Here is an 11284-nt window from a genome sequence, read left to right on the forward strand (position 1 = left end):
GTCTGAGCTCTTCGTAGTTTCCTATTAGGAAAGGGGGATATATGCTTACCCAAGCAATCCTCATCGGACTTATCGCCGCATTTGGTAAGTTCGACTTCCAGCTCGGTACGCTCTATGCGTTCCGCCCCATCGTCCTGTGCCCGCTCGTGGGCCTGGTGCTGGGGGACCTGCAGTCCGGCCTCGCGATCGGCGCCAGCCTGGAGCTGCTGTTCATGGGCTCGATCTCCATCGGCGCCTACGTGCCGCCTGATGAGACGATCGGCGGCGTGCTCGCCTGCGCCTTCGCTATCCAGCTGGGCCAGAGCACCGAGGCAGCCATCGCGCTTGCCATGCCCATCGCCACGCTGTGCCTTGCCATCAAGAACATCCTCAACGCCGCCCTGCCGATCCTGGTTGACCGCGCTGATGTCTTCTCCGGCCAGGGCAACCTTAAGGGTGTCTATGCGATGCACTTCCTGATCGGTTTGACCGGTATCATCATGGCGTTCCTGCTGTGCTCGCTGTCGTTCTATCTGGGTGCTGACGCCATCCAGGGCGTGCTCGACTTTATCCCCGACTTTGTCCTTGCTGGCTTTGGCGTTGCCGCCAACATCCTGCCTGCCATGGGCTTCGCCATGCTCGGCCGCCTGGTGCTCACCAAGCAGCTCGTGCCCTTCTACTTCCTGGGCTTCCTGCTGTGCTCCTACGCCAACGTGCCCGTCCTGGGCGTCGCCCTGATCGCCATCATCATCGGCATCGACAAGTTCGACCTGCTCGGCCTGGGCGGAGCCCAGCCCCAGCTCTCCGCGGAAGGGGATGAGGACGATGACTTCTAGTCCCGAGAACAAGATCACGCGCTCCGACCTCGTCAAGAGCGCCGTCAACGTCGGCGCCCTGGGCATGGAGTTCTCCTGGACCTACTACAAGCAGATGAACATCGCCTTCTGCCTGATGGTCGCCAACATGCTCAAGAAGATCTACGCCGGCCGCCCCGACGACTACGCCGAGGCCCTGCACCGCCACTGCGCGTTCTTCAACATCACCGTCCAGTTCGCCCCGTTCGTCGGCGGCATCGCGATGGCCATGGAGGAGAAGGTCGCCCGCGGCGAGATCGAGCCGGAGAGCGTCAACGACGTCAAGGCCGCCCTCATGGGCCCGCTGTCGGGCATCGGCGACTCCATCTTCCTGTCGACGCTGCGCGTGGTCGCCGCCGCGGTGGGCATCAGCCTGTGCCAGGCCGGCAACCCCTTCGGCCCCATCGCCTTCCTGCTCATCTACAACGTCCCCGGCTTCGCGCTGCGCATCTGGGGCGCCGTCAAGGGCTACGAGCTGGGCGTGGGCTTCCTGGACGAGGCCCAGAGGACCGGCCTCATGCAGAAGATCATGACCTGCGTGGGAATCGTGGGCGTCATGGTCGTGGGCGCCATGTGCAAGGACATGTTCTGGGCCAGCATCCCGGTGGCCATCGGCTCGGGCGAGGACGCCCAGACCCTCCAGGACATCCTGGACGGCATCATGCCCGGCATGCTCGGCATGATCGCCTTCTGGCTGTACTACTGGCTGCTGTCCAAGAAGATCAACCCCATGGTGCTGATCGTGGCCACCATGGTCGTGGGCATCATCGGCGCGTTCTTCGGCGTGCTGGCGTAAGGGCCCGACCTATTATCTGCCCCCAAGGGAAACGGCGACCCGTTGTGGTCGCCGTTTTTTATTACCGAAAGCTAGTTGGAGGTGCTTCGTGATTCGATCTGACAATCCACCCGATAATGGCGTGAGCGGGGCGATGTATCTATTTGGCACGGCGCTCTTGTGGAGTTTTATCGGCATCCTCGTTCGCGCCAATTCGCAGTCAGCTCTTTTGATTGGTGCCGTTACGGCAATATTTATGGCGCTCTTTATCCTGCTCGTTGGCAGGCCCGTCCTCCGCGTCAGCCGTCTTATTGTCCTTGTGGCCGTCTGCAACTTCGTGACGGGCACCACGTTTAACTTTGCCAACCAGCTCACGACGGTCGGCAACGCGATCGTTCTGCAGTACACCTCGATGATTTTCGTTATCGTGTATCAATCGCTCGCAACTCGCACGTTGCCCTCGCCTGCGAAGATTGCCTCCGTGGTGGTTGCTTTTACGGGTATGGGACTTTTCTTTTTAGGTGATTTGAGCGCCGAGGGCATGCTCGGCAACCTGCTTGCCGTCATTTCGGGAGCCACCTTTGGGCTGTGTTTCTTTTTAAACTCTCGCCCCGATGCGTCGCCCATGGTGTCCTCGCTCATCTCCTGCGGCATCTCGATGTTGCCGATTGTCTATTTTGCCGGCGCCCTAGACTCCGTGAGGCCATTTGAGTGGGGGCTCATGCTGGTGCATGGCCTTTTTTGCAGTGGCCTTGCGAGCGTGCTGTATGCCAAGGGGATCGCGCGAACCAACGCGTTTGCGGCCAACTTGGTTTGCATGAGCGAGGTCGTGCTCGCTCCCTGCTGGTCGGCGCTCTTCTTTGGCGAGGTCTTTAGCTGGAACGAGTTCTTGGGCGCGGCGATGATCGTTTTGGTGATTGTGGCCAACTTGGCATCCGATGCTTTTGGCGACGGCTTTCTGGTGGCGCTTGTCCGCCATCGAAACAAAGAGCGTGCCTAATGGGATGCGCCTGCCGTTTACGGTAAAAAACACCCCGCTGAGCGACTGGTATTAAATAAGGCGAACCTGCATACCTATAATTGGTATCAAATCATTTGTGCCTGGCATGGGTGTTAGCAGCACACCAGGTACGCTTCGAGCCGTGGAATCGAACTCCCGGAATTGATATCAACAACGCGCGCGACGGGAGTGACGACGGTTCGAGATTCCTTATTGGGAGGAATTATGCTTGTCCAAGCAATCCTCGTCGGCTTAGTCGGAGCGTTTGGATGCCTCGACTACCAGCTCGGCACCCTCTACGCGTTCCGCCCCATCGTCCTGTGCCCGCTCGTGGGCCTGGTGCTGGGGGACCTGCAGACTGGCCTTGCCGTTGGCGCCAGCCTGGAGCTGCTGTTCATGGGCTCGATCTCCATCGGCGCCTACGTGCCGCCTAACGAAACCGTCGGCGGCGTGCTCGCCTGCGCGTTTGCCATTCAGCTCGGTCAGGGTACCGAGACGGCCATCGCGCTCGCCATGCCCATCGCCGTCCTTGCGCTGACGATCGGCAACATTACCAATGCCTTGTTCCCTGTGTTTGTCGATATGGCAGACAAGTTCGCCCTCAAGGGAAACCTCAAAGGCATCTACGCCGTTCATTGGGGAATTGGAATCTGGGGCTGCGTCGAGTACTTCCTGCTGTGCGGCGGCGCCTTCTATTTGGGTTCCGACGCCATCCAGGGCCTGCTCGACTTCATCCCGCCCTTCATCATCGACGGTTGCGGCGTTGCCGCCAACATCCTGCCGGCCATGGGCTTCGCCATGCTCGGCCGCCTGGTGCTCACCAAGCAGCTCGTGCCCTTCTACTTCCTGGGCTTCCTGCTGTGCTCCTACGCCAACGTGCCCGTCCTGGGCGTCGCCCTGATCGCCATCATCATCGGCATCGACAAGTTCGACCTGCTCGGCCTGGGCGGAGCCCAGCCCCAGCTCTCCGCGGAAGGGGATGAGGACGATGACTTCTAGTCCCGAGAACAAGATCACGCGCTCCGACCTCGTCAAGAGCGCCGTCAACGTCGGCGCCCTGGGCATGGAGTTCTCCTGGACCTACTACAAGCAGATGAACATCGCCTTCTGCCTGATGGTCGCCAACATGCTCAAGAAGATCTACGCCGGCCGCCCCGACGACTACGCCGAGGCCCTGCACCGCCACTGCGCGTTCTTCAACATCACCGTCCAGTTCGCCCCGTTCGTCGGCGGCATCGCGATGGCCATGGAGGAGAAGGTCGCCCGCGGCGAGATCGAGCCGGAGAGCGTCAACGACGTCAAGGCCGCCCTCATGGGCCCGCTGTCGGGCATCGGCGACTCCATCTTCCTGTCGACGCTGCGCGTGGTCGCCGCCGCGGTGGGCATCAGCCTGTGCCAGGCCGGCAACCCCTTCGGCCCCATCGCCTTCCTGCTCATCTACAACGTCCCCGGCTTCGCGCTGCGCATCTGGGGCGCCGTCAAGGGCTACGAGCTGGGCGTGGGCTTCCTGGACGAGGCCCAGAGGACCGGCCTCATGCAGAAGATCATGACCTGCGTGGGAATCGTGGGCGTCATGGTCGTGGGCGCCATGTGCAAGGACATGTTCTGGGCCAGCATCCCGGTGGCCATCGGCTCGGGCGACGACGCCCAGACCCTCCAGGACATCCTGGACGGCATCATGCCCGGCATGCTCGGCATGATCGCCTTCTGGCTGTACTACTGGCTGCTGTCCAAGAAGATCAACCCCATGGTGCTGATCGTGGCCACCATGGTCGTGGGCATCATCGGCGCGTTCTTCGGCGTGCTGGCGTAAGGGCCCGGCTGCATAGACTGTCATTGCAACCTGGTAAGGGGATGGAGCGGGCCTATGCCCTCCATCCCCTTACTTGTATAGAGGGAGTTCGTATGTTCGCGAAGGATCGCGAAGCAATGCGCCTGACGCCGGCAGAAGTCAGGCTGATTCTTATTGAGTCTCTGCAATGGTGCGCCAACAACGCGGTGTACTTTTTAGGGCTTATCGGCGCGGCGACGTATAATCTGGCTGGCACGGCCTTTTTGGTTGCTGCCATTACGCTCGTACGCAATCTTATGACGTCGGCGGGCAATATGGTGTCGGGCTCGGTCATCGACCGTTTTGGACCGCGCCGGACGTCGTTTGTGACGTGCGTGATTACGGCGGTGCTATCGCTTGGCGTGGGGTTGGCGCCGTTGTCTGTCCCCGGGCTTGTGTTTGCCGCGTGCGTCTTGGGGCTTGCGGGCGGCTTTATCAACACCTGCACGCATGCGTTTCCGGGCTATCTTGAATCGACCACCGAGGGCCGCACCCGCGTGAACGGCCTGATGGTCTTCTATAGCAATATCGCCTATACCGCCGGCCCGCTGCTCGGCGGCGCCATCGTGAGCTGTTTTGCCACGCAGTCTGTTTACCTGCTCATGGCTGGCATGATGGGTGTGGCGGCCGTGCTCTCCTTGGGCTGTCACGAGTGTGTTGCTCCCGCAAAAGGGGAAAAGCCGAAGGGCGGTATTCTGGGCGGCATGGCCGAGGGTGCGCGACTTACGTTTCGCGATCACGACTTGCGCCTCATCTTTATCTCGGGCTTTTTGGGTTTCTTTGCGTTTGGCGCGTTCGATTCACTGGAGTCGTTGTTCTACCGCGATGTGCTCAACGTGGATATCGTCTGGCTGGGCTGGTTGTCCTCGGTCGTGGGCCTCACTTCCTCGGTGGGCGCGTTCATCCTGACCAAGCTTTCTGCTCGCCATGTCAACCTGCGATTGCTGCTCGGCGCGCTCATGGCCGTGGGCATTGGGTCCATGGTGTACGTGGGCACCGATATGCTGGGGGTCGCGATTATCGGTCAGGCGATTAACGGTCTGGCCTGGGGGTTCCTGGAGCCGCTGCAAATGATCTTGATTCAGGAGCGCGCCGACATCAAATACCTGGGGCGCATCACCGGCTTTGTGCGTTTTGGCCTGATGAGCGCCGGCGTGCTGCCGCTGCTGGCGGCTCCGTTTTTGGCGGAGGCTTTGGGCGTTCAGGCGGTGCTGTTTGGGGCATCGACCATTATTGCGCTGGTAGGAACGCTGTTCTTTGTCACACAAGGGAGGCGCCAGAGGCGTTAGCTATACATTCAATTCTAATTTAATACCACTCACCAGAGAATTTCGACCGTTCACCGAGGATTGGAGCAGATTGATAAGTGGTATTAAAAACACATTAGGTGTATGTCTATAATTGGTATCGAAAAGAAACGCGATGTATAGAGTTGCGTGCAGGACAGAAAGGAAAAGCCATGAAGGAAACCGAGAAGATCGAGATCATGCATTTCGACCAGGAGGGCTATCTCGAGGACGGCAAGGCGCTCTACGAGACCGGCAAGAAGATGACCGCGCTCGCCGACAAGGTCGCCGACGAGGGCTACGACGCCGTGTTCCTGATGGGCGTCGGCGGCACCTGGGACGAGCTCATGCAGCTCGAGTACCTCATGAACAAGTTCGGCGACCGCGACCTCGAGGTCTACCTGATCCACGCCGCCGAGTGGAACGCCATGGGCCACAAGCGCATGACCGAGAAGTCCGTCGTGCTCACCGCCTCCGAGTCCGGTACCACCCCCGAGGTCCTCGAGGCCGTCAAGAAGATGAAGGGCATGGGCGTGCGCGTCTACGCCATGACCAAGCCCGAGGGCCCCATCGGCCAGGCTGTCGGCGCCGAGAACTGCGTCGCCATGGCTTCTGACCATGGTTCGGGCGGCTGTGAGAAGGGCTACTACCTCGCCGACTGCTTCGGCCTGCGCCTGCTCAACCGCCGCGGCTGCTTCCCCAAGTTTGACCTGTTTATCGAGCAGACCAAGGACATCTGGAAGGACATGCTCGATATCCGCAAGCGCTTCGAGCCGCGCGCCGAGGAGCTCGCCAAGAAGTACGCCCTGGCCCCCTACACCATGTTCATCGGCTCCGGCGCCCTGTGGGGCGAGACGATCCTGTTCTCGATGTGCATCCTGGAGGAGATGCAGTGGAAGCGCACCCGCTACATCACCTCGGCCGACTTCTTCCACGGCACCCTCGAGCTCGTGGAGCCCGGCGTCCCGGTCTTCCTGTTCATGGGCGAGGACGAGAACCGCAAGCTCGACGAGCGCGTCCGCGCGTTCCTGACCCGCGGCGTGACCGGCGACACCGACATCAACATCATCGACACCGCCGAGTTCGCGATCCCCGGCCTTGACGACGAGTTCCGCGTCATCGTCTCCCCGTGGATTCTGACGGTGCTCGTGACCGACCGCCTGGCTCGCTACTACGAGACGGTCACCAAGCACAACCTCAACTACCGTCGCTACTATCACCAGTTCGACTACTAAGAGCAAATAACGTTTGTGTAATTGGGCCTCGCTCCTATATGGAACGGGGCCTCGCTTGGGTTGGAGAGTAATTATGAGCTATCCCCAGCTTGCCGTCATGAATATCAGCCATCGTTATTTTGACCTTGAGGAGTTCTTTTCTTCGGCGTCGGCTTCGGGCTACACGTGTTGCGAGCTTTGGACCGGGGCGATGCATCTGTATGTCGATTGCCATGGATACGATTCGCTCGAGCAGGTGCAGGAGCTGTCACAGCGGTATGGGGTTCGGATTGTGGGGCTTTGTCCCGAACAGAACAACCCCAAGCCGTGGAATATCGCGGCGCGCGGGAATGAGGCGCGTGCCCGCACGCTCGCGTACTTTAAGAACGTTGTGGATATCGCGGCGGAACTTGGAGCCGAGCAGGTCATGGTCTCGAGCGGCTGGGCATTTTTGAACGAGCCGATCGAGGACGCGTGGGGTCGCAGCGCCTCGATGCTGCGTGCGATTGCCGAGCATGCGGGAGAGCGCGGCGTGCGACTGGTGCTCGAGGCCCTGCAGCCGGTTGAGTCGATGATCGTGAACTCGGCGGCCGATACGAAGCGCATGATCGAGGCAGTTGATCATCCGGCACTTAAGGCATGTCTGGATTTGGGCGCTATGGCGGTGGCGGGGGATACCATCGACGATTATTTCGATCTGCTTGGCGATGATGTCGCCCACGTGCATTTTGTCGATGTTGCGGCAGATGGCACGACGCATCTTGCCTGGGGTGACGGCGACCGCGATATGCGCGCCGACCTGGATAGGTTGGTGGCGCGCGGCTATCGCGGAGTTGTTTCGGCCGAGACCTATGATTGGCGCTATTTCGCCAATCCCGCGGCAGCCGATGCGCAGGTAATGGCAGAGTATCGTCGTGCGATTGGCGTCTAGGTGGGGTTGGGTTGCGACAATCCGCTCCTATGTTTCCAAATGAATACGGTGTGAGCCGAGGAGGACGATTCTCCCCGCAAACACTCTAGTATGCTAAAGTACCCAGAAGACCGGCGGAGCTATGCCGGTCTTCTGCTCTATATGAAACACAGCATGAGGAGGCTCACCAGATGACGGCCACACCGTGGGGATTCCGGGACATATTGCCCGAGGAGGCTCAGGCGCGCGAGGAGATCGCATGTACGGTGAAGGGCTGCTTCAGGGAGCATCATTACCTTCCGGTCGAGACACCGCTGCTCGAGGACAAGGGTTCGCTCGAGGAAGGCGGCCGCATTGCGGACACGCCGTTTAAGCTCTTTGATGACGACGGCCGCCTGTTGGTGGTCCGTCCCGACAACACGCTGCCGATCGTGCGCTTGGTTTCGACCCGTATGCGCGCTGCCGACTTGCCTCTGCGCTTACGTTACGAGGCGCCGGTGGTTCGCGAGTGTCAGCGCAATGCCGGTGGTTCGCGCCAGTTTACGCAGTTGGGCTTTGAGCTTATCGGCGCGGGCGATACCTCGGGCGATGTCGAGATTGTCTCGCTGGTCGCCGAGGCCGTGCGCGAGCTGGCACTTCCCGATGCGCGCATTATCGCAGGCAGCGTGCGTCCTTTTAAGGAATTGCTCGCGGTATGCGAGGATCGTGAGCTGGCTGCCGAGGCCCTGCGCTGCGTGCATGCCAACGACTTTGTGGGCCTCGATGCCCGCGTGGCTGCCAGCGCCGAGTCCGATGCCGTCAAGGCCGCCATTAGCGAGCTGCCGCGCCTGCACGGTGGTGCCGAGGTGCTCGACCGCGTGGATGCGCTGCTGGAGGCTGCCGGCATCGTCGCGCCGCTGACGCGCGAGCTGCGTGCCCTGGTCGAGGGCCTGGCTCCCGAGGACGCCCAGGTGCTGTCCTTCGACTTCTCCATCATGAATTCTTTTGATTACTACACGGGTCTGGTCTTTAAGGCCTATGCCGGCGGCCTGCCCGATCCGGTCGGTTCGGGCGGACGCTACGACTCCATCTTTACCGGTGCGTTTGGCGACGGTATCGAGGTGCCGGCGGCGGGCTTCGCCTTTTCGCTCGAGCGTCTGGAGGCCGTGCGCACCTCGGCCGAGGACGCCGCTTCCGATGGCGACCACGCCGTGGGCCGTGGCGCCGAGGGGCCGCTGCGTATCGCCGTGCCCAAGGGCTCGCTTAAGGCCGACACGCTCGACGTGCTCGAGACCGCGGGCCTGGACGTCTCCGAGCTGCGTGACCCCGGCCGTCACCTGATCGTGCGCGGCCGCGACACGCGTGCCGGCGAGGGCGCGGTCGGCGATATCGAGTTTGTCATCGTGCGTCCCAGCGATGCGCCTGCCTTTGTGGGTTGCGGCGGTGCCGATTGCGGCATCTGCGGCTGGGACTCGCTCATCGAGGCAGACCTCAACCTGCTGCAGCTGGTCGACCTGGGCTATGGCCTGTGCACCTTTATCGAGGCGGAGCCCGCACGGCGCGCCGGTCAGGCCGAGCGCAACTATGCTCGTCGCGGGTCGCTTCGCGTGGCCACCAAGTATCCGCGCATCGCGAGCGCCTGGTATGCCGAGCGAGGCGTGAACGCCGACATCGTTTCGCTGCACGGCAACATCGAGCTGGGCCCCATCGTCGGCATGACCGATCGCATCGTGGACATTACCGCCACGGGTGCCACGCTACGCGACAACGACCTGGTCATTACCGGTCGCATCATGGACTGCACGGCCCGTTTCTTTGTCAATCCAGGTGCCGCACGCCTGGATTCGCGCGTACGCAATCTGGCAGATCGTCTGGCCGCGGCCGTGAAGGACAAGCATTTTGAGCCCGTTGCGGGCTCGGCACAATAGCGCGAGCACGCACGGGCGTCCCAGCGTACGGGCTGCGGGCCGATTGGCGCCGCCGCCCGGTCTCTCGTTTTTCGAACATAACCTCGACCGATAGGGGATACCGATATGAAGACCATCAAACTTGCTCCCGGTGAGCGCCTCGTTACTAACCAGCTCAACCGCAAGGGCGTGCTGCCGCAAAACATCGTCGACGCCGCCCGCGATATCGTGGCCAACGTGCGTGCCAACGGCGATGCCGCGGTGCGCGATTACTGTCAGCGTTTTGACGGTGTCGAGCTGCAGAGCTTCCGCTTGCCGCAAGAGCAGATCGATGCCGCGCTCGAAGGCCTCGATCCCGCTTTTGTCGCGGCGCTCGAAAAGGCTGCACGCCAGATTCGCGAATTCCACCAGCGCGAGGTCGAGCAGAGCTGGTTTACCACGCGCCCGGACGGCACGATGCTCGGCGTTAAGGTGACCCCGCTCGCGGCGGCCGGCATCTACGTGCCGGGCGGTCGCGCGCAGTATCCCTCCACGGTGCTCATGAACGCCATTCCCGCCAAGGTCGCCGGCGTCAAGCGCGTGGTAATGGTGACCCCGCCGCAAAAAGACGGCCTGATCAGCCCCTACACGCTCGCCGCGGCAAAACTCGGCGGCGTGGACGAAATCTATATGGTGGGTGGCGCTCAGGCCGTGGCCGCGCTGGCGTACGGTACCGAGAGCATTCCGCGTGTCGATAAAATCACCGGTCCGGGCAACGCTTTTGTTGCCGCTGCCAAGCAGATTGTCTCGGGCGACGTGGGAATCGACATGGTCGCTGGCCCGTCCGAGGTCTGCGTGCTGGCCGATGCCACGGCCAAGCCCATGGTGGTCGCGGCAGACCTGATGGCCCAGGCCGAGCACGATCCGCTGGCCGCCTGTTATCTGGTGACCTGCGATGGGCAGTTTGCGCGCGAGGTCGAGGCTGGCATCGACATTCTGGTGGCGCAGTCGCCACGCGCCGAAATCACGCGCGCCTCGCTCGACAACGAAGGCACCATCGTGGTGGCCGCCGATATGGCTGCCGCCGTCGAGGCCGTGAACACCGTGGCGCCCGAGCACCTGGAGCTGCACTGCAAGGATGCGATGGGCCTGCTCGGCGGCATTCGCAACGCCGGCGCCATCTTTGTGGGCGCTTGGAGCTCCGAGCCGCTCGGCGATTACGTTGCCGGTCCCAACCACACGCTGCCGACTGGCGGCACGGCCATGTTCTCCAACCCGCTTTCGGTCGAAGAGTTCGTTAAGCGCTCGAGCGTCATTTGCTATACGCCCGAGGGCCTGCTCTCCGACGCTCCCGCCACACAACGTCTGGCCGAGGCCGAGGGCCTGTGGGCGCACGCGCTATCCGCCGCTCTGCGTCGCCGTGTGCTGGAGCAGGGCGAGGATGCCGTGAGTGCCGAGTCTCTGGCTGCGGCCGACCTGACCAAGGTCGCCTGGCCGGGCGACGCCGTGGCGACGGTTGCCAAGGGTGTGGACCTGGCTTCCGCTGGCGCGACCGGCGAGGAGGCCTAAC

The 11284-nt window shown here is 62.1% G+C and carries 10 protein-coding genes; all 10 read left to right on the top strand.

The window, feature by feature from the left end; genetic code table 11:
* The first annotated feature begins 41 nt into the window (after window positions 1-41).
* Complete coding sequence (locus ACKUTP_RS03025; protein ID WP_138341425.1) at window positions 42-815, top strand: PTS sugar transporter subunit IIC; 774 nt, start codon at window positions 42-44, stop codon at window positions 813-815.
* Window positions 796-1629 (top strand): PTS system mannose/fructose/sorbose family transporter subunit IID, encoded by an 834-nt coding sequence (locus ACKUTP_RS03030; protein WP_147329364.1) that lies wholly within the window; start codon window positions 796-798, stop codon window positions 1627-1629. The genes ACKUTP_RS03025 and ACKUTP_RS03030 overlap by 20 nt, the downstream gene beginning before the upstream one ends.
* 235 nt (window positions 1630-1864) lie before the next feature.
* On the top strand, window positions 1865-2608 hold the full coding sequence (locus tag ACKUTP_RS03035) for a DMT family transporter (RefSeq protein WP_409063517.1): 744 nt from the start codon (window positions 1865-1867) through the stop codon (window positions 2606-2608).
* A gap of 225 nt (window positions 2609-2833) precedes the next feature.
* Window positions 2834-3607: a PTS sugar transporter subunit IIC gene (locus tag ACKUTP_RS03040; RefSeq protein WP_035137735.1), complete on the top strand. Its 774-nt coding sequence runs from the start codon at window positions 2834-2836 to the stop codon at window positions 3605-3607.
* On the top strand, window positions 3588-4421 hold the full coding sequence (locus ACKUTP_RS03045) for a PTS system mannose/fructose/sorbose family transporter subunit IID (RefSeq protein ID WP_195241126.1): 834 nt from the start codon (window positions 3588-3590) through the stop codon (window positions 4419-4421). The genes ACKUTP_RS03040 and ACKUTP_RS03045 overlap by 20 nt, the downstream gene beginning before the upstream one ends.
* Window positions 4422-4513: 92 nt before the next feature.
* Window positions 4514-5728 carry an MFS transporter gene (locus tag ACKUTP_RS03050; protein ID WP_409063518.1) on the top strand — a complete coding sequence of 405 codons (1215 nt, stop codon included), beginning with the start codon at window positions 4514-4516 and terminating at the stop codon, window positions 5726-5728.
* A gap of 170 nt (window positions 5729-5898) precedes the next feature.
* Window positions 5899-6960, top strand: coding sequence for an SIS domain-containing protein (locus ACKUTP_RS03055; RefSeq protein WP_409063519.1), 1062 nt, complete (start codon window positions 5899-5901; stop codon window positions 6958-6960).
* A gap of 73 nt (window positions 6961-7033) precedes the next feature.
* The gene (locus tag ACKUTP_RS03060; RefSeq protein WP_409063520.1) at window positions 7034-7870 is read left to right on the top strand and encodes a sugar phosphate isomerase/epimerase family protein; all 837 of its coding nucleotides are present in this window, start codon (window positions 7034-7036) and stop codon (window positions 7868-7870) included.
* 170 nt (window positions 7871-8040) lie between these two features.
* Window positions 8041-9756 (top strand): ATP phosphoribosyltransferase, encoded by a 1716-nt coding sequence (gene hisG, locus ACKUTP_RS03065; protein ID WP_409063521.1) that lies wholly within the window; start codon window positions 8041-8043, stop codon window positions 9754-9756.
* Window positions 9757-9861: 105 nt separating this feature from the next.
* Window positions 9862-11283: a histidinol dehydrogenase gene (gene hisD / locus ACKUTP_RS03070; protein WP_409063522.1), complete on the top strand. Its 1422-nt coding sequence runs from the start codon at window positions 9862-9864 to the stop codon at window positions 11281-11283.
* The last annotated feature ends 1 nt before the right edge of the window (window position 11284 follow it).

Source organism: Collinsella sp. wc0529 (assembly GCF_046116875.1).
Lineage (GTDB): Bacteria > Actinomycetota > Coriobacteriia > Coriobacteriales > Coriobacteriaceae > Collinsella.